We start from the raw sequence: 18944 nt of genomic DNA, 5'->3' as shown, positions 1-18944 counted from the left end.
GACGAGAGCAGATCTGGTGTTCACCTAGAAACCCTCTCTTGTTAATTGCAAAATGTGGTAGTAAAATCACCACGCTTGATGTTGCTGGAGTTCTGTATGCAAGAAGATAAACCTGTTCGGATAGATTCTTTTACCTGGAGATACCGTGGCCGAAAAGAGCCAGCTATTCAATCTCTCAGCCTAGAGATTAGCCAAGGCGATTTTGTAGTAATAATGGGCCCATCTGGTGCTGGTAAGAGTACCCTTGCGATCTCTCTGAACGGTCTTATTCCACACTTCTATAGGGGAAAGATGGAGGGAAATATCTTCATATTTGGTAAGTCCACTCGTGACAGTCGGGTGGGCGAGCTGGCTCGTTATGTGGGGCTAGTTTTCCAGGATTTTGAAGCCCAGCTGTTCTCTACCAACGTAGCTCTTGAGGTGGCTTTTGGACCTGAGAATTTCTGCGTGCCTCCGGACGAAATAGGATTACGAGTAAGAGAGTCTTTGGCCAAAGTGGGTTTGCAGGGTTTTGAGGAGAGGCGTCCTGCTACCTTGTCCGGTGGGCAGAAACAGCGTTTAGCTATTGCTTCTGTCCTTGCTCTCCAGCCCAAGATTCTGTGCATGGATGAACCGACTACAGATCTTGATCCCATTGGCAAGGAAGGTGTATTCAAAATTGCGCGGAGCCTTGAGCAGGAAGAAGACGTGACTCTCATAGTTATTGAGCACGAAACCGAGGAAGCGCTCAATGCGGACAGAATAGTGCTCATGAGAGATGGGCAGGTAGTGGCTGATCATCCTGCTAAGGACATGCTGCGCAAGGTCGCTCTTATGGAGGAGTGCGGGGTTATGCCCCTGCAGGTGCCTCAGTTTTTCAGTGTGATGGGCGTACCAGAAATGGAGTTGCCTCTTACCCCTGAAGAGGGGGTGCAGGAGTTTCGACGCCGGGGATATAAAGTGGACGAAGTTTCCTATACAAAGCTTGTGGAAGAAGAAAAGTCCAGGATGGAATCTAACCATGAAGTTATTATCGAGGTTCGAAACCTGAGCCACATGTATCCGGGTAGAGTGCTGGCACTTGAGGATATAAGCCTAAATGTTCGTAAAGGAGAATTCTTGGCGATTCTTGGTCAGAACGGCTCTGGGAAGACGACTCTGGTCAAGCATTTCAACGGCCTGTTATATCCGACCTCCGGTAGTGTCAGGGTAAATGGTGAGGAGACACGTAAGCTAGGTATCAGGACGTTGGGACAGCATATAGGCTATGTCTTTCAGAACCCGGATCACCAGATATTTTCTGATAAGGTCTATGATGAGGTCGCTTTTGGGTTGAGGCTACGCCATACACCTGAAGGCGAGATCAAGCAGAGAGTTGCCGATGCCTTGAAGGCGGTCGACTTGGAAGGGTATGAAGATGCTGATCCATTCTCCCTTACCAAAGGTGAGCGGCAGAGAGTAGCTGTGGCATCTGTTCTTGCAGGCAATCCTGAGGTTCTGATCCTAGATGAGCCCACCACTGGCTTGGACTATTCCCAGCAGCGTAGCATGATGGAGCTAGTAAAGAGGTTGAACGAATCCGGCTCGACCATCATCGTGGTCACACATAGCATGTGGTTGGTTGCTGAATATGCGGACCGAGTTGTAGTTATGAAGGATGGTAGAGTTTACCTGTCTGGGACTGTGCGAGAGGTGTTCTCCAGGGAGGAGGAGCTGCGAGATGCCGCGCTAAAGCCACCTCAAATAGTGTCAATGAGCAATCTACTAGGCTATACTGTGCGTTCGGTTGAGGAGCTAGTACATGTCACTAAGGAGAATATATAGATGGATCCCTATTATCTGTATATAGATCGGGATTCAATATTCCATAGGCTTGATCCTCGTACCAAGATGCTACTGCTCCTGGTAACCTTTGTGTTAGTTTTCATCTCTCTGAACCCTCTTTATTTGTTAGCCATATTATTGTTGGTTTTACTAGCTGGTTATGTAGCTGGGGTGTTGGTCAACCTTCGGAGGATTAGGTTTGTGTTGTTCATGATAACTCTGGTGACCATAGTCCTTTGGTCTTTGTTCCAGCAGGGAACTACCCCGCTATTCTGGATCATAGAGCGCGAATCTGTTGTTTACGCTGTATCTGTGGCTATCAGAATAGACACCATGGTCATAGCTGGCCTGATCTTTTTGTCTATAACTCGTAACGAAGATATAGCCATGGCGCTGGTAAGGATAGGTGTACCATATAGGTTTGCTTTTGTGGTCTCCACAGCCTTGCGCCTAGTCCCGACGATAGCCTCCACTACTACCACTATTACCCAGGCACAAAGATCTAGAGGATTGGATCTTGATACAGGAGGCCCAATCCAAAGAATAAAAAACTACATCCCTTTGTTAATACCTGTTTTCATATCTACAATAAGATCCACCAATATATTCAGTATGGCGCTAGAGTCCAAGGGGTTTGGGGCGATGCCGAGTCGTACCTACTATCTACAGTTGAAGATGGTAGGAAGGGACTTTGTAGTTATATTCATTGCTCTGGGTTTATTGGTATTCATCATATCAGCTCGTATCTTGGGATATCTATAAGTAATTACATAATTCGGGGAGGGCTTATGCAATGAAGGAAGTCTTTACTATGTGGAAGTATACTCAGATGATTGTTCTCACAGCGTTGAGCGCGGCCATTTACGCAGCAGTTCTTATACCTTTCAAGGGATTTGTCATTATTCCTTCTCTTACTGAGGTTAGGCCTGCCAACGTGTTCCCGTTCGTATTTGGGCTTCTATTTGGTCCTGCCGGTGCATGGGGGGCAGCGATTGGAAACCTAATAGGAGACTTCTTCGGTACTCTAACCCTAGGTAGCATCGGAGGATTTGTTGGTAACTTCCTGCTAGGGTACATTCCCTACAAGCTATGGGGGGCAATATTTTACAATTCCAAGGACAAGGAGCCTTCTATCAACTCAGGTAAGAAGCTTGCGGCCTACATCGCAGTGGTAATAGTAAGCTCTGCCGCGTGTGCTCTTGTGATTAGCTGGTTTGCAGATTTGATCAAGCTTGCCCCATTCGCTGCTCTCTCAGTAATAATCACTATCAATAACGCCATTGCTGGGATAGTGCTTGGACCGTTTATTCTCTTGATAATCTATCCTCGCATCAAGCAGTGGGGCTTGCTTTGGACCGAGATTATGCGTCCTGAAGATGTATCGCCTTCGGTATCTCCTAGGTTGGGTCAGCTATTGGTATGGATAGGCGCCATAGGCGGAGTGATCGTAGGACTTATAATAGCTCTTGGGCTGTATAATCAGGCAATGGCGGCTGCTGGCTTTGGCAAGGGTACACAGGGTGGCGTGGCTTTGGCCATAATAATGATCCCATTTATAGCTCTAGTTTTCATTGGTGGTTGGATGCTCGGAGGTAAGGAACAAGTACTGGCCATGCAGGAGTAGCAGATAGCTCCTGCATGGCTTGGTCTATTTCTTGGTGCGCTGTGACATGTCTACTGGCGTCATATCCTTGCCCGAATGCCCTACGTGTTCACCCCGGGTGGACTCTAGCGGAGTGAGGGTGAACTCCTGAGGTTCGATATGCTCTTCTTTGGTTAGTAGTGGCATGGAAACTACAACAATGCCGTTTCCATAGGTGGCGTTGACCAATGTGGGGTTCACCCTCTCCGGCAACTCCACTTCTCGGTAGTATGGTCCCACCGACCACTCAGATATAATGAGATCCCTGAGGTGCTGCTTTGGTCCTCTCTCAGCCCCGCTCAAGACTACTTTGCCCATAGATACAGTTATTCTTATGTCCTGGGGTTCGAGTCCGGGCATGGGAGCAGCTATCACCAGATGTCCTTCACCTCGATAAAGCCTTATAGGTAAGTTCTGCTTTTTGTCCTGCACCTTTGTCTCCTCCCGTGTTTGCTGTACTTGTACAGCAAGAAAGATGCTAGCGGCATCACCCTTGCGGAACCAATCTTCAGGGCACAAAATATATCTTACTCAGCATATTATTTTCAACCTTATGAGGAACATGCGCGACATTCAGGACTACGAGTACTTTGATCATGATGCAGATGTTGGTATAGAAGGCAGGGGAAGCTCACTAGAGGCGGCCTTCGAATCCGCCGCAAAGGCTATGTTCGCGGTCATGCTGGATGTGGATGCAGTTAAGCCAGAAAAAGAAGTAGTTTTTGAATTCGAGGAGGAAGATCCGGAACTTGCCCTATTTACCTGGCTTAACAAGCTTCTAGTCTTAGCTCGAGAGCACGATCTGGCGCTAGGAAAGTTTCAATTGGTCAGGCAAGGTAATAGGTGGATAGGCAAGGCGTGGGGACAGCCCTGGAGCACGGACCTTGAACGTGGGACCGAAGTGAAAGGAGCTACTTTCACTATGCTTTCGGTCGAGCAGGAGGATGGTGTGTGGCAGGCTAGGTGTGTAGTAGATGTATAGGTCAGGGAGGGAAGGCAGATGGACCTGTCAAAGCTAGAAAAGATAGATAAGTATACTTGGACAGTGCCTCTTAAGCCTGGGGAGAAAAGAGCTCCTGTAGTTCTCTATGGAACCGAGGAACTGCTCAGGTCTATGGACGACAAGGTACTTGAGCAGATAACTAATGTGGCCAAGTTACCTGGAATAGTTGGTAAGGCTATGACTATGCCCGATGCACACTGGGGTTATGGATTCCCTATTGGCGGGGTAGCTGCATTTGACCCGGAAGAGGGAGGCATAATATCTGCCGGTGGCGTTGGCTTTGACATCTCTTGTGGTATACGCTGCCTACGCACGGACCTATCGCTAAGAGATCTCGAGCCTTATGCCGAGAGGCTGGCCGATGAGCTATATAAAACTATTCCTGCTGGTGTAGGAGAAGAGGGGGAGATCAAACTTTCCCCTAAAGAGTTGGACAGGGTGCTTGAAGGCGGCGCTGAGTGGGCAGTTAGGGAAGGGTACGGTGTGCCAGAGGATTTGGAGTATATAGAAGAGCATGGGCGGATGGAGGGCGCTGTCCCTGAGTTCGTTTCAAAAGAAGCGAAGAAGCGCCAGAAAGGCGAAATGGGCACCTTGGGGTCAGGCAATCACTATCTTGAAGTACAGGTTGTAGAGAAAGTATACGATCAGAAAGCTGCGGAAGCGTTCGGCCTATGGGAGGGGCAGATAGTTGTATCCATCCACTGCGGCTCTAGAGGTTTAGGACACCAGATAGGAACTGATTACTTGTTGTCACTGGCCAAGGCTGCTCAAAGACTCAAGATTGACTTACCAGATAGGGAGCTGGCATGTGCTCCTATTACCTCTCCAGAGGGACATGAGTACATAGGGGCGATGAATGCAGGTATAAACTGTGCCCTTGCAAATCGACAGATACTGACTCATCTTACCCGTCAGGCGTTCAGGAAGATCATACCTGGCACTAAGGTTGAGACCCTTTATGATGTTTCGCATAATACATGCAAGCGTGAGAAGCATGTCATAGATGGGCGTGAGAGGCACGTCTACATCCATCGGAAGGGGGCGACACGCGCCTATGGGCCCGGACACCCAGATATACCTCAGAGATACCGAAATATAGGACAACCAGTACTGATTGGCGGCAGTATGGGGACAGGTTCCTACATATTAGTAGGAGTGGATACGAGCGAGCAACGCGCTCTCTCCACGGCATCCCACGGAGCGGGAAGGGCGCTAAGTCGTAGGCAAGCCCTCAAGCAGTGGTCTGGTAAGGAGATCATCCAGCAACTGGCGGCGAGAGGCATAATAGTACGCGCACACTCATCTCGAGGTGTTGCAGAGGAAGCTCCTGACGCTTACAAAAACGTGGATCTTGTAGCGGAGGCTACAGAATATGCCGGCCTGGCCAACAGAGTTGCTCTATTGCGCCCTAAGATATGCGTGAAAGGCTAGCGAGATAATCTCTACCAGCACTAAACCAGTAAAATAATGAGGCAATTCTTACATACTTCCTCGAAGACTTTGAGGTGTCCATGAGCTATAACATCAGGTTGCTTATTGATTGTCCAGATCGGAAGGGGCTTATAGCAGCTATTTCTTCGTTTATAGCTATGCATAATGGCAATATCCTGAGCGCTGACCAATACGTTAGCGACTCAGGAAGGTTTTTCATGCGTCTTGTAATAGAGGGTGAAGGATTTGGCCTACGGAAGGAGGAGTTTGGTGCCGCCTTTACTCCGCTTGCTAGGCAGTACTCTATGAATTGGCAGATATATTACACTGATCAACCCAAGCGAGTGGCTATACTTGTATCCAAGCAGGATCATTGTCTGGTTGACTTGCTGTGGAGGTGGGATGCCGGAGAACTTCCAGCTGAGATACCTTTGGTGATCTCAAATCATACAAATGCTGCGAGTAGGGTGGAAGCCTATGGGATCCCCTTCTACCACCTGCCAGTGACGAAGGAAACTCGAGAAGAGCAGGAGGACAAGATCCTGGAGCTCCTAGATAAGTACTCGATAGACCTGGTAGTGCTTGCAAGGTATATGCAGATACTCACACCCAAGGTGGTAAACGTATATCGCCAGAGGATGATAAACATACATCATTCCTTCCTCCCGGCCTTTGTGGGGGCTAATCCTTATCATCAAGCACATGCGAGAGGGGTCAAGATCATAGGAGCTACTGCTCACTATGTGACAGAGGAGCTAGATGCAGGTCCTATAATCAATCAGGATATAGCTCACGTGTCTCACAGAGACACAGTCCAAGACATGATCAGGATAGGACGTGAAGTTGAGCGAAGAGTACTCGCTCGCGCAGTCAGATGGCATCTTGAGGACCGGGTATTGGTCGATGGTAACCGTACGGTTGTCTTCGAGTAGGTGGCTCAATGCCCCGATATTTTATAGGCTGTATAAGCTAGTGCCTCCCTGATAACATACCTGGTCTCCGCTGCGGGATCCTTATCTATAGGGCTGTTGGGAGTAGGGGATCCAGTTACATTGAAGCCAACCGATTTGGCCATCTCCAGGGATCGATACATATGGAATCTATCGCTTACGATGATCAAAGATCGAACATGTTTGGGTTGTAATATGTTTTTGGCTGCACGCAAGCTGCTGTAAGTGCTTCGGCCATGGGGTACTGCCATGAGTGAATTAGAAGGTATGCCTCTCTTTAGAAGATAGCGCACACCAGAATCCGCCTCGGTATAGGTGTCCCCTCTTGCTTTGCCCCCTACAACCACAACCCTTGGGGCAAGCCTCTTCTTATATAGAGCGAGCGCGTGTTCCAGTCTTGCTCTGAACACAGGGGAGGGTCTGCCATTGTACTGAGCAGCTCCAAGTACGAGTATGGCGTCCGACTTCACTGCATTGTCGGTGTTCCCTACCTTATGGATCTTTATTAGTACGTTTCCGAACCAGACAACTACTAATAGAAGTGCTATGGCCAATAACAGACGCTTTATAAGTTAGCTCCTTACTATCAGTAACTATTTGAAAGGGTTCTCGTATGATTAGATGCAAACTTGAGAGCCCTTCTAGGCTTCTTTTTCCATATTAGGGCTCTTAGTCATAACTACTATAGCTATCCCTAAGATTATAAGGGGCATAGATATGATTATCATGGGGCTTATATGTTCGTCTCCGATGAACGCGCCTAATATCACTGCTACTATCGGATTGACGTACGCGTAGCTGGTCGCCAAAGAAGGTCTGACGTTTTCTAGTAGAAAGCTGTAGGCAGTAAATCCAACTAGGGAGCCTATCACCGTGAGATAAGTTATCGCTACGGAAGCCTCGAATGTTATCGGAAGACTTATTCTTTCTCCAAGAACAAGGCCAATTAACAACATCATTGCTCCCCCCATAAGCATCTCACAGGCACTAGCCATAAGCCCTGAGGGAATAGAGAGCCTCTGGCTTATGACCGAGCCAAAGGACCAACAGATAGAGGAAGCAATTACTATAGCTGCCGATATAGGCTCTGATCTTAGTTGACCATCTAAATTGAGCAATGCTACTCCCAGGAAGCCGATTGTCAGACCTATCCACTCTAGCCTACCCGGTTTTCTTCCCATCAAGCTGAGGAATATCGCTGCCCACAAAGGCGTAGCCGCTATAACTAAGGCGACTAGGCTCGAGGCTACGTTCTGCTCAGCAAAGCCTACTCCACCATTTCCTATAAGCAGGAGGAGAGCACCTACCACGGTGCACGAGAGCCATTGCTCTCTTGTAGGTGTTGAATGGCCCTGAAACCGTAACCATGTATAGAGCACAGAGCCCGCTATCAGGAATCTTATTCCCCCTAGAAGCAATGGTGGGAAGCTGTTTAGGGCAAATTTTATGCCTAAGTAAGTGGATCCCCATATGAGGTACACTGCTAAGAGCGCAAATACGATATGTATGGTGGAAGGAGAGTCCTTCTTAACCAGGCTAGACCCTGTATCTAGCAGCTTATCTTCAATGTTCATATTCTGCAGATCGGAACTTAAGTTTTTGTTACTCTTCAGTAATATATAGGCCCAGTATATACCATTACCTTGATGCCGCTCTTGCTGACTTATTGGGGACAGATATTGTAGGGCATGTAGTACTTTGAAGATATATTGCAGGGTTTACTTGTCTATGCTTCTAAAAGGGCAAAATCTCTGGTGCCAGAGGAGAATTAGTCTTCCTCTGGCTCGTCCTCAGCTATGCTCTCACCTGTAAGCTCCTGGTATCTCATAGCATAGGCGACATCAGCTGTCATGCCCATGTCCCATAGATCCTCTCTGTCAGGATACATCTTTCTAGCGATACGCAGTGCCCAATAGTTACCTAGATAGTATTTCTTGATCAGCTCCTGCGGATCGTTTACTTCTCGCAGCTTCTCCAGCATTATATAGGTGAGTTCCTCGAACTCAGGTTTCAATCTACCCCTGCTCTTCCATCTCTCCCATCTACCTAAGGCTCTCCGCCACTGAGCGGGCATTTTATCGACAGCCATTCTCTTTTCCTACCTCCGGATCGGGATTAATCAGTTTGCTCCTTATGCTCAGTATCTTGCTTTGGAAATAGCTTTCGGGCTCTCTCCAGTGCGTCGGAGTAGAACTTCTTGAGCAGATCGTTGCTGGGCTGTAATCCTGTGGAGTAGTAATACTGAGCGCTTCTACCTACTACAAATGTGCCTGCATAGGCAATTATAGTTTTGGGTATGGCGCCCACACCAAAAGGCATTAAGTCTGCCAGCTCCCTGGCTACTGTTCTCCAGAAGAAGCCAGCCCCGACTACTGGTATTATCTCCGTCAGAATCTTTCTGCCGCTATGTATGTCCTGGCCATTGACGGCAGCCAGCTTAAAGACTAGCATAATCTGGTTCTTGGTGAGCACAAGCAGATCGGCACTAGCTGCTGCTATATTGCCGATAATAGGTATAACCAAGGGGATATTGGACATGAGCGCAAATTGAGCATTAGCTCTAGAAGCTTCGGATATAAGCTGGTTGGCAACTATTGGTCTAAATGGTGGAAGTTGCCTTGCAATAGCTATATCAAATGCATCCAACTCTTGCAATATCGCGCGCAATAGGGTCTCGATAGAATCCTGGATGCGTACTAGCTTGATCTTGGCGCGAGAGTCCCTGAGCATGCTGTTGAATCTGTCCAAAGTGTTTTGATCACCAACAAGCGCTGCAGCATTCAAGAGCAATACTATGATAGGTAATCCTATGCGAGCTATTCTCCCTAATAGTTCTAGGTCCGATTGTCTAACCTGTCCGTGGTCAAGTACATAGAGTACTAATGATGCTCGCTCAAATACTGGAGACCATCCAGTATCTGCATCATGCTCTGTCAAGGTTCCAGAAGTGTAGTGTGCGCCTCCTGATAGAAGGTTTATAGTCTTTTGGCGAAGCTCTCGAGATGGGCCGGTTATCACCAGCGCAAAAGGCAAGCTGGCTTTCTCCCGTACCTCATCTAAGCTAACTTCTTTCATGAGATTGATCAGGGTTCTGGTTCTGCGAATCATAAATCTCCTCTTTTTAGAAGGGATAAGCCCAGCTTACTAAAATTAGTATCATAGATAGGGTAAGCCAAGTTTACACGAAAGGCAAAGACAAGTGGAATTTCGTCACGAATGGGAAGTTGTGATCGATGCTCCTGAGGAGATCCCGGGACTTTGGGTTCGTTGTGTCTTCTGTAGAGCAATGGTGGAAGTGCTAATGGTTGAATCCCCTGAGGGGGAGGTATTTTTGCGTACCCATCTTATAGAAGAGGGTGCTCATCCCGTTTCTAATGAAGACCTAGATTATATAAGCAAAGCTATCTATCATCAGTTTGTACTACCCCAGCTGCATACAGATGCATCAGGAGAGGTTAATTAACGGCTTTGCCCTCTTACGAATGCTTTAGGTAGCATAGCTACTAGAATTATTTAGGAGGATGTGTACCTATATGGAACATTCTGCAACAATAGTTGTGTACAGTACTTCTTGGTGTGGTGACTGCAAGAGGACGAAGATGATTTTGGATAGTATGAAGATTAATTATAAGCTTATAGATCTGGAGCTTCATCCTCACGCCGAGGAGGAGATGCTAAAAGTAAATGGGGGTATTTGGAGAGTCCCCACAATAATCCTACCTACGGGGAAGGTATTGGTAGAGCCTTCTGTAAACGAGCTTTTGGCCGCCTTGGAAGGTCAAGCCGCGTAGATCATAGGTGCTTTTCGCAGGGGCTCGGGTAGCTGCCCGAGCCCCTTGTTTTATGCTCCAGCGACTAATCTCATTTTGATCATGAACTATAATACAAATTATGCTGTAATAAGCATTATTATCTATGTAAGAAGATTTGACAAATATAGTTATATTTTGTATATTGATTCTGGAGGTTGGGGGTATTAACTATGGAGTATAGAAAGGACAGGTCCTTTCCAAAGTATACGATCAGCGTTGTGTCCGAGATGACCGGTGTTCCTGTGCATACGATTAGACAATATGAGCAGCAGGGGCTGATAAGACCAGCCCGAACAACTGGCAAAACTCGCCGGTACTCGGACGAAGATGTCGAGATGATCATGCAGATAGCCGACTTGGCACGTAAGGGCATCAACTATCCAGGTATAAGGGAAGTACTTCGTATGCGTAAGGAACATACCTCCAACCCTCCGGATAAATCCAATAAGCAATCAGCTTAGAATGAGGAGGTGATGATCCATGGCACTGCAGAGATGGGATCCGTTCAGAGAGGTGTTGAGCCTGAGAGATGCTATCAACAGGCTGTTTGAGGAAAGCTGGGTAAGTCCAACCAGCATAGTTACTCGAACCACTGTAGGTATGCCTGTAGATATAGAGGAAAGAGACAGTGAGTATGTGATCAAGGCTTCTCTTCCTGGGTTCAAGCCCGAGGACGTTAACGTATCCGTCACTGGAGATACGGTGACTATATCTGCTGAGCAGAAGGGTGAGGAAGAGCGTAAGGGTGCTAACTACCTGGTGAGAGAGCGCAGATTTGGCTCTGTTTCGAGGTCGTTCACTCTTCCGACTAGGATAGACGCCAACAACGCGAAGGCTACTTTTGAGCACGGCGAGTTGGTGCTTACGCTGCCCAAGGCTGAAGAGGCTAAGCCTAAGCAGATACAGATCAATGTTGGTGGGCAGCTGCAGAGCGGTCAGGAGCAGGTACAGCAATAGACTAATTCCTGCAGTGCAAGAGAATTTATCTACTGGTAAGCTACTTACTAGCTTACCAGTAGATTTTGTAGCAAGGAGGTGAAGTGTCATGCTTGATGCTGCACTCCTTGTACTACGGGTTGTGGTCGGTCTATTGTTTATTGGTCATGGTGCTCAGAAGCTGTTTGGTTGGTTTGGCGGAGGAGGACTGAAAGGAACTGCGTATTTTATGGAATCTCTAGGGCTTACTCCTGGAAGGTATTGGGCCCTGTTGGCTGGTTTGTCCGAGTTTGTTGGGGGTCTGTTGGTGCTTATAGGATTGCTTAATCCTGTTGGCTCTCTTGCTATTCTTGGAGCGATGATTATGGCCACCGTGAAGGCTCACTGGGGTAAGCCTATATGGTCCTCTAGAGGTGGTGCAGAGTTGCCAATTGTCTATGGCGCCATTGCTGTTGCTCTTCTTTTGACTGGTTACGGTAGATACTCACTGGACAACCTGTTGAAGATCTCTCTCCCCGGTTGGGTAGCATTAGCCGGTTTATTGGTAATACTAATCTTGCTCGTTCTTGCTACCATCCCAGGAGTTAGCAGATCGACTAAGTACTCTACCAGCTAGTTTGATGCTGAAGGTGCCCGGAGCCTCTGCTGGGCACCTTTTTTATTTGCTGAAATTATATGCTTATCTACCTGTTTATATCTTCAGTTTATATCTTCATATGCTTTTATCAAACGTGTATATAATGCGTATAGCTGAAAGTCCTAGTGCTTATAGCAATATGCGGCTTTTCACGACTAGCTCACTTAACTAAGGGGAATAGCTGGTAAATGACCCTGTTCTTGGAAATACGCATTTGCAAGCGTTATTGGAACCTATCACCTGTCCAGAGGACTCCCTTGTCAGGAATGCCATAAGGGTTAGCCTATGCAGGCTTGAAAAAGAGGATGTGCTGCTTGCTGTAGTATCAGATGCAGCAGGTAGCGCTGTGAGGGGCGATGGGGGGATTGGAGTTTGCCTGCCAATTCTTTATTGAGAAGCTGCGGGATTTTGTTCTATCAGGCTTAGAGGTATGTACCCTAGATAGAGAGTTATACGTTAGCTGGATGCAAGACTATCTTTCTCAGCTAGAGCAGAGAGCTAATTCTTGTGAGGCTCAGGTATCAGATTATGCCTCTACTGCTTGATTTATGAGACTTTGCCTATTGGCATATCTGTGGCACCATAGTATCAGCTTCTTTATTTATTGAGAGGTGCTATGATGAGCGTTGATTGTACGTTGATACCTGTCCTGGATGGCCACAACGATGTTTTGCTAAGGGTAGCTTACAGGCAAGAAGCTGAGGATTACTCCTTCTTCTTGCAGAACCATGATGGTCATCTTGACCTTCCAAGGGCCAAGGCAGCTGGGTTCGCTGGTGGTTTCTTTGCCATATATATACCGCCAGTATCTGAGGATTCTCATGCTCCGTTAGACCGTTACTATGCTCTAGATCAAGCTATGCTTATATCATCCTGCCTGTTTCAGCTTGAGAGGCAGTCCGGTGAAGAACTAAAGGTGGTACACACTGTAGGTGAACTCGAGGATCAGGTGAAGTCGGGTAGGATAGGGGCGATAATGCATATGGAGGGTGCGGAGCCTATAGATGAAGACCTGCATGCCCTGGAAGTCTTCTATAAAGCTGGTTTGAGATCAATAGGGATCGTGTGGAGCAGACCAAACGCCTTTGGCTACGGTGTTCCTTTTGTTTTTCCTTCAACTCCTGATATAGGTCCAGGATTAACGGAGGCCGGTAAGAGTTTGGTTAAGGCCTGTAACGAACTAGGGATACTAGTGGACGTATCGCATCTTAATGAAGCCGGTTTTTGGGACGTTGTGAAGATCTCCAATGCCCCTGTTGTGGCAACCCATTCCAATGTCCATGCTATATGTCCTGTTAGTCGCAACCTCACTGATCGTCAACTTGATGCGATAAGAGATTCGGATGGAATGGTAGGGCTAAACTTCGCAGTTGCCTTTTTGAGGCCCGATGGCAAAAGGGTAGCTGATACACCTATAGATATCATGATACGTCATATAGACTATCTGGTCGAAAGAGTGGGAATCGACAGGGTTGGACTAGGCTCAGATTTTGATGGAGCTTTGATATCCTCCCATATATCTGACGTAACGGGGCTTCCAAAGCTACTAAATGCTCTAAGGGAGCATGGTTACAGCCAGGAAGAGTTAGAAAAGATAGCATTCAGAAACTGGCTGCGGGTGCTGAAATTAACTTGGAAGAGCTAGGGTGCTGCGGAATCAGGTATGATAATTACTTGATCGCCTTGTTTGATGCGGCCGGGCACTATAACTCTTGCATAAACCCTACTGTTTCCAGGATGTGTTTTCTGAGAAACTCTAGAGAACTTGCCGTCTTTGAAAAAGGCACCTATCTTATAGCAAGGATTTGTATAACCCGTGACCTCCACCAATAGGGTGTCTCCGATTAGAAGTTTAGCTCCGGGAATTATCTGATCCCAGTTCAAACCACTTATAGTCAGATTCTCTCCAAGATGCCCTGGAGCTATATTGTGCCCTTCCGATCGCAGCTGCTCAATTACCTCTAACGAAAATATACATAGCGCTTTGTCAGGCCCTCCATGATGTTCTCGATCGTTGTGATAGTCACCTATGATTCCAAGATAATCGACGGTAGCATCTTCTATTCTATGCTTAGGTACTCCACCGTTTGAGATGTTTATCTGGTACAACTTTGCCATGTAGGTAATGGACTCCTAAGAGATAATTCGTAGTGGGTAGTAAGACAAGACAGAATCCTATCTAACTGGTAGGATAACATTAGCTGGAGTACCATGTGAAGGAGGAGTTGTCTTCATGGATCAAGCTGTAAAGAAGCAGGTGTTGAGGAACTTTACGTACGGTCTTTATCTAATCACGGTCAAGGATGGTGAAGAAGCTAATTGCTTTACTGCAAATTGGGTATCCCAGGCTTCTTTTGAGCCTCCGATGGTAGTATTTTCGATGGAAAACGACTCCAGGTCTATTGGCATGATACAGAGATCTGGAGCTTTCGCGGTACATGTTATTCCAGAAGGCTATCGGGATTTTGCAGGCAGAATGGGCAGATCTTCCAAGCAGAATCCCAACAAGATATCAGAGGTGGAGTGGGGGCCTGGTGAAGTCACTGGCAGCCCTATCTTGAAAGAGTTGGCAGGATGGGTAGAATGCAGGCTAGTGGGAACTCTTCCTGCAGGTGATCATACCTTGATGTTGGGTGAAGTAGTAAACGCTGGAATCGGCAGGGACTTGAGACCTCTGACTTTGTCAGAGGCAGGTTTCAAGTACAGTGGTTAGATGGTTTCGTAACAGACAAGTCTCTAATGAGAGGTTAGTAGTAGCGCTGATCAAGCGCTACTACTTCGGGGCTAATCTAGAGGACTTTTTGTCTCTAGCTGGGTTCAAGCTGTTGCAGCCGACTTCTTCTGAGGAATTATTAGATTTACTATCCAGGTATAATCCAGCTCTTGTTGTGGTGGACCTGACCCAATGTGATGTTTCTGTATTATCCGATATAGTCGCCAGGTCAAACGGATCTAAGACTCTGGCTTTCGCTCCGGCGCATGAGCAGAAACTCCTGAGCAGTGCTGCAGATGCTGGGTTCGATGAGGTTGTACTCAATACCTATTATCACAGAGAGCTAAAGAGTATATTGACTAGGTTGCTTCCAGGATACATTCTCCCAGAAGTTGACAGGAAAGAGAAGCGCCGCTCTGATTATTTGGATATACCTGCTAACCGCAACCCAAGAGGAGAGAGTCAGTTTTGAGCGGAACTAGAAAACTCTGGTTCGCTGGGCTTCTCATGGTCTTGCCTTCCTTATATTTCGTCCTGCGCTATCCATTGATAGGGAATATCAAGCTTACAGATATGGGATGGATGTCAGGCCATAGCCAGCAAGGTCTTTGGGAATTTCTGTTGGCTATAACCTGTATGTTCCTCGTCTACTCCTATGCAATAGTTACCTGCGCGCATGTTGATAACTATAGCGCTAGATATCCTGTGTTCATTTGCGGCGTGGCATTGGTGATTACATTTGCCTTCATGTATCCAACCACTGCAATAGACGTTTTTGTGTATGCTGCCAGATCTAGAGTCTTTACTCACTACGGTGCGGATCCTATGACCACACCTGCCAATAAGTTCTTCTTTGACCACTTTGTGAGGTTTGCACAGCAGTATGGAGATAACATCTCGGTCTATGGCCCTCTTTGGAATCTGTTAGCTGCACCTATTACTGTATTATCCGGTGAGTCTATGGGGAGGGCCATAGCGGGGTTCAAGCTACTCGCTGTTCTAAGCACTATCGCTAGCGCCATCTTGATCTACCTAGTTCTTAGGGAGACTTCTCCCCGAGGTGCTTCTCTAGGGGTGCTACTGTTTCTATGGAACCCATTAGTTCTTTGGGAGATACCTGGTAATGGTCACAATGACCTAGTATTTTTGGTGTTTGTGTTACTGGCGATATTGGCCTGGCAGCGAGGTTTTGGTTTCGTATCTCCTGCCTTGTTGTTGGCTGGGGCAATGGTTAAATACGTCCCCTTTATTCTGCTGCCTATCTTCTTGGTTGCCATGGGATCACAGTCCTTACGTAAGTCATTAGATCTACGGAGGATCTTGTTTGGAGTTGTATTATGCTGTGTGGTTTTGCTTATATCCTTTTGGCCTTTCTATAATCCATGGGCAATCTACGAGAGTATTCGCGAGCAGGATAAGATAATGCTGGTATCTCCAGCTAGCGCACTTATAAACCTCCTCTCTGGAGACAGGGTGAACCAAGATATTGCTTCTTGGGTGAAGCTTACCGGTAGGGGTGTTTTCTTGATCGTGCTGCTTATTCTTCTATGGGTGGTATGGAAGTCCCCTGAATCCCTACCTTTTGCTGTGTTCGAGTGTCTTTTCATGTATCTTATTTTGGCTGCATGGAGTGTGCAGAACTGGTATGGCGTCTGGTTGGTAGCTATAGCAGCTTTGATTAATAGCTGGCACAGGGCCAGAGCTATATCTATGTCCATAGGTATGCTCTATGTATATGGGCTTTTTATATGGGTAAGGCACTTATGGATACAAGATGGCATCGAGCTGCTCTATTGGGGAGTCCTGATGATATTCCTGCTGCCAGTCTCATTCACTCTCATACAGTATGGGCTAAGAATCTTTTGGGATAAAAGGCTTTCGATTGCAGGAGAGGCCGTTACTAGTTTAGTATCTAGGTCTAGCTAAACCAGAACCTTGAATATCATCACGCCATATCCTTGGTACTCTAGCCTGTAAAGATTTGGATAGTCCAGAAATATGTCCGAGCTTATAGTTTCTTTGTAGGGCTCATCCAGATATTTTTCAAAACCATCGAATACCACTATGTACCTGACGTCATATTGCTGCAGGATCTGTATAGTTCGACCTGAATCCGGATGAGTGACCACCCATAAAGACAGGCTAACCTCCTGTTGCTGCTCCCCTGGTAGAACTGTTCGGGGGTCTCGTAGGTTATCTGCAGGGGCTGATTCCAGTTCGGAGTAACCTGCTATGGCCAATAGTGCGTTATTAGCTGCGTGGTGTATATATGGGGTGCTTATTATCCTCCCGCCGTCGTTGTGCTCCTTTAGCCATTCCGCTGCCGCTTCGATGCTACGATTCATAACTAGATAGCCAGATGGCAGTGATGAAAAGTAGAGGTTTCGCTGTATGTCCGTAAAGAGGGCAAAAATGATTAGTGTAAGTGCTGCTAGCTGTATGCCCCAAGCTCTACGTACTTTCCCAAACATCGCCACCAAGGCTACAGCTGACAAAATAGATAGAGGAATTGCGGTGTCTCGGTCAAACCGCCAGGGTGAAATACTGGTAGGTGTCCTGGCGGCTCCAAAAAATGCTATTCCCCATACCAACAACAGAGCGAGAGTAAGACGATATCTGGGAGGTAGAAAGACAAGTGATACTAGTAGTATTAGTAACCCGGTACACCCTATCCAAAAGCCTATTGGGGATAGATAGTTAGGTAATCTCGCTATGGTCAGTGGGATTTGGGTATGCAGGAGGCTAGATGCCAGTTGAGCTGCGCCTCTCTTGGCAGTCGATCCTAAGAAAGAAGCTATTACATGGGGAAGGTCATAGGTTTCCCATAGCACAGGCAGAGATAGAACTGCCATTAGCAGGAAGGAAGACGCTAATGCGACGGCAGTCCGCCTATCTTTCCACAGCAGATACGGAAGCAGTAGAACTATTACTGCTAGGCTTACGATAGCCAGATAAAGAGTGCTTACTGTATGGTAAAGCACTATGGTAAAGCCAAGCAGCGCTAACAAAAGTGCTTGCCTTTTGAGTTTCCGCAGCTTGTTACAGACAATAGTTGCAACCGTTGCCAGAAACATGGCAAGCAGGAATTGGCCTGTTATGACATCAACGTAGATGCCTACCACCAAGTACAGCCACGAGCTATCAAACACCAGGGAAGCAAATATGGCTGCTGGGAAGGCGTATCGAGGGCCGATCATTCGGCTTGCAAGTACATAACATCCAAGCGCTGGGAGGACCATAAGCGCAGGTGATAGTACGATATATATGTCCAGTGGTGAAAGGTGGCTAACGTGGCTGATGATGGCGGTAAGGGTATGAAAGCCTGGGGGATAGATCATATAATCTCTGCTGTATCCCCGACTAATCATAAGGTTGGTCATGATAGCATGAGCATACTGATCATGTCCCCGGATATAAGGCCAGTCCCTAAGCACCGGACCAGAGTAACCTCTAAATAGAGAGAGGAGAATTACTAACATTCCCTGCAGGTAGCTGAGAGCGCGTGATTTATATGAAGGCTCAAACTTAACCCACCACAGCTTTGCAGGCCTACCTTTAGCCAGGAACCATAGTACCCCGATCGCTGTGACCAATGGCACTACTCGAGGAGAGTATTTTTGTACGTCCAGTCTCCCTATGATCATTGCGTAGGCCACGATAGCAAGAGTAGATATACCGACCAGTGCGGGCACGCTAGGGGGTCTAATTTGCAGTGAGGGGAGCATTTCGGGCTTGGGAGATGGTCCTAGCAGCAGGTAGAGCATGGTACCTGCTACGATTGCAAGAATGACCGAAGTGTAAGCAATAGCAGGGGTTATTCCTGTATCAAACAGCCTGGCCAGTAACAGAGCAATAGCCGGAACTATTCCAATCGAAATGGCTATTGAGGCTGCTACCCTCTCGACCCAGTCTATACATGGGAAGAGGAGCTTGCTCCATATATATCCTGGTAAGCCTATGATGATTAGGGCTGCTAGATAAGCTAGTAATAACTTCTCAATCACTACTGATGATTAT

At 47.1% G+C, this 18944-nt stretch carries 21 protein-coding genes; 14 read left to right on the top strand and 7 right to left on the bottom strand.

Going from position 1 to position 18944, the window contains the following annotated elements; genetic code table 11:
* Nucleotides 1–96 precede the first annotated feature (96 nt).
* From N2245_RS05520 to N2245_RS05510, 3 genes are read left to right on the top strand one after another with little or no spacing between them, the layout of a single operon-like run.
* On the top strand, nt 97–1803 hold the full coding sequence (locus N2245_RS05520; RefSeq protein ID WP_494535729.1) for an ABC transporter ATP-binding protein: 1707 nt from the start codon (nt 97–99) through the stop codon (nt 1801–1803).
* Nucleotides 1804–2565: an energy-coupling factor transporter transmembrane component T family protein gene (locus N2245_RS05515; protein ID WP_494535728.1), complete on the top strand. Its 762-nt coding sequence runs from the start codon at nt 1804–1806 to the stop codon at nt 2563–2565.
* A 31-nt stretch (nt 2566–2596) separates the two neighbouring features.
* Entirely contained in the window at nt 2597–3427 is an 831-nt protein-coding gene (locus tag N2245_RS05510) for a QueT transporter family protein (RefSeq protein WP_494535727.1), read from the top strand.
* Between the two features lie 24 nt (nt 3428–3451).
* Here N2245_RS05510 and N2245_RS05505 read toward each other — a convergent pair whose 3' ends face one another.
* A complete protein-coding gene (locus N2245_RS05505) occupies nt 3452–3877 on the bottom strand; it encodes an Hsp20/alpha crystallin family protein (RefSeq protein WP_494535726.1) in 426 nt (141 codons plus the stop codon).
* 121 nt (nt 3878–3998) lie between these two features.
* On the opposite strand from N2245_RS05505, the gene N2245_RS05500 reads away from it, so the two are divergent.
* From N2245_RS05500 to purU, 3 genes are all read left to right on the top strand, one after another.
* Nucleotides 3999–4427, top strand: coding sequence for an archease (locus tag N2245_RS05500; RefSeq protein WP_494535725.1), 429 nt, complete (start codon nt 3999–4001; stop codon nt 4425–4427).
* An 18-nt stretch (nt 4428–4445) separates the two neighbouring features.
* Nucleotides 4446–5879, top strand: coding sequence for an RtcB family protein (locus N2245_RS05495; RefSeq protein WP_494535724.1), 1434 nt, complete (start codon nt 4446–4448; stop codon nt 5877–5879).
* An 80-nt stretch (nt 5880–5959) separates the two neighbouring features.
* Nucleotides 5960–6811: a formyltetrahydrofolate deformylase gene (purU, locus tag N2245_RS05490; protein WP_494535723.1), complete on the top strand. Its 852-nt coding sequence runs from the start codon at nt 5960–5962 to the stop codon at nt 6809–6811.
* Between the two features lie 5 nt (nt 6812–6816).
* On the opposite strand, the gene N2245_RS05485 is transcribed toward purU, so the two are convergent.
* The 4 genes from N2245_RS05485 to N2245_RS05470 all read right to left on the bottom strand — a co-directional run bounded on the left by N2245_RS05485 (nt 6817) and on the right by N2245_RS05470 (nt 9937).
* On the bottom strand, nt 6817–7383 hold the full coding sequence (locus N2245_RS05485) for a YdcF family protein (protein ID WP_494535722.1): 567 nt from the start codon (nt 7381–7383) through the stop codon (nt 6817–6819).
* Nucleotides 7384–7470: 87 nt separating this feature from the next.
* The gene (yedA, locus tag N2245_RS05480; protein ID WP_494535721.1) at nt 7471–8403 is read right to left on the bottom strand and encodes a drug/metabolite exporter YedA; all 933 of its coding nucleotides are present in this window, start codon (nt 8401–8403) and stop codon (nt 7471–7473) included.
* A gap of 194 nt (nt 8404–8597) precedes the next feature.
* The gene (locus tag N2245_RS05475) at nt 8598–8918 is read right to left on the bottom strand and encodes a hypothetical protein (RefSeq protein ID WP_494535720.1); all 321 of its coding nucleotides are present in this window, start codon (nt 8916–8918) and stop codon (nt 8598–8600) included.
* Nucleotides 8919–8944: 26 nt separating this feature from the next.
* A complete protein-coding gene (locus N2245_RS05470; RefSeq protein WP_494535719.1) occupies nt 8945–9937 on the bottom strand; it encodes a hypothetical protein in 993 nt (330 codons plus the stop codon).
* 413 nt (nt 9938–10350) lie between these two features.
* Between N2245_RS05470 and N2245_RS05465 the strand changes: the two genes are divergently transcribed.
* From N2245_RS05465 to N2245_RS05445, 5 genes are all read left to right on the top strand, one after another.
* The gene (locus tag N2245_RS05465; protein ID WP_494535718.1) at nt 10351–10620 is read left to right on the top strand and encodes a glutaredoxin family protein; all 270 of its coding nucleotides are present in this window, start codon (nt 10351–10353) and stop codon (nt 10618–10620) included.
* 191 nt (nt 10621–10811) lie between these two features.
* On the top strand, nt 10812–11102 hold the full coding sequence (locus N2245_RS05460) for a MerR family transcriptional regulator (protein ID WP_494535717.1): 291 nt from the start codon (nt 10812–10814) through the stop codon (nt 11100–11102).
* A 19-nt stretch (nt 11103–11121) separates the two neighbouring features.
* Entirely contained in the window at nt 11122–11598 is a 477-nt protein-coding gene (locus tag N2245_RS05455) for an Hsp20/alpha crystallin family protein (protein ID WP_494535716.1), read from the top strand.
* Nucleotides 11599–11686: 88 nt separating this feature from the next.
* Nucleotides 11687–12193, top strand: a complete 507-nt coding sequence (locus tag N2245_RS05450) for a DoxX family protein (protein ID WP_494535715.1) — start codon at nt 11687–11689, stop codon at nt 12191–12193.
* Between the two features lie 637 nt (nt 12194–12830).
* Nucleotides 12831–13859 (top strand): dipeptidase, encoded by a 1029-nt coding sequence (locus N2245_RS05445; protein WP_494535714.1) that lies wholly within the window; start codon nt 12831–12833, stop codon nt 13857–13859.
* Here the strand turns inward: N2245_RS05445 and N2245_RS05440 are convergent.
* Complete coding sequence (locus N2245_RS05440) at nt 13856–14332, bottom strand: MOSC domain-containing protein (RefSeq protein ID WP_494535713.1); 477 nt, start codon at nt 14330–14332, stop codon at nt 13856–13858. The genes N2245_RS05445 and N2245_RS05440 overlap by 4 nt on opposite strands.
* A gap of 115 nt (nt 14333–14447) precedes the next feature.
* On the opposite strand from N2245_RS05440, the gene N2245_RS05435 reads away from it, so the two are divergent.
* The 3 genes from N2245_RS05435 to N2245_RS05425 are packed head-to-tail and all read left to right on the top strand — an operon-like array spanning nt 14448 to nt 16853.
* Nucleotides 14448–14927 (top strand): flavin reductase family protein, encoded by a 480-nt coding sequence (locus N2245_RS05435; protein ID WP_494535712.1) that lies wholly within the window; start codon nt 14448–14450, stop codon nt 14925–14927.
* Nucleotides 14920–15399 carry a hypothetical protein gene (locus N2245_RS05430; protein WP_494535711.1) on the top strand — a complete coding sequence of 160 codons (480 nt, stop codon included), beginning with the start codon at nt 14920–14922 and terminating at the stop codon, nt 15397–15399. Before N2245_RS05435 ends, N2245_RS05430 begins: the two co-directional genes overlap by 8 nt.
* Entirely contained in the window at nt 15396–16853 is a 1458-nt protein-coding gene (locus tag N2245_RS05425; RefSeq protein ID WP_494535710.1) for an MptA/MptB family glycosyltransferase, read from the top strand. Before N2245_RS05430 ends, N2245_RS05425 begins: the two co-directional genes overlap by 4 nt.
* Here N2245_RS05425 and N2245_RS05420 read toward each other — a convergent pair.
* Nucleotides 16850–18931: a hypothetical protein gene (locus N2245_RS05420; protein WP_494535709.1), complete on the bottom strand. Its 2082-nt coding sequence runs from the start codon at nt 18929–18931 to the stop codon at nt 16850–16852. The genes N2245_RS05425 and N2245_RS05420 overlap by 4 nt on opposite strands.
* Nucleotides 18932–18944: the final 13 nt, after the last annotated feature.

The sequence above is a fragment of the Thermobaculum sp. T2p genome (assembly GCF_059335935.1).
This window is presented reverse-complemented; position numbering and strand designations above follow the sequence as displayed.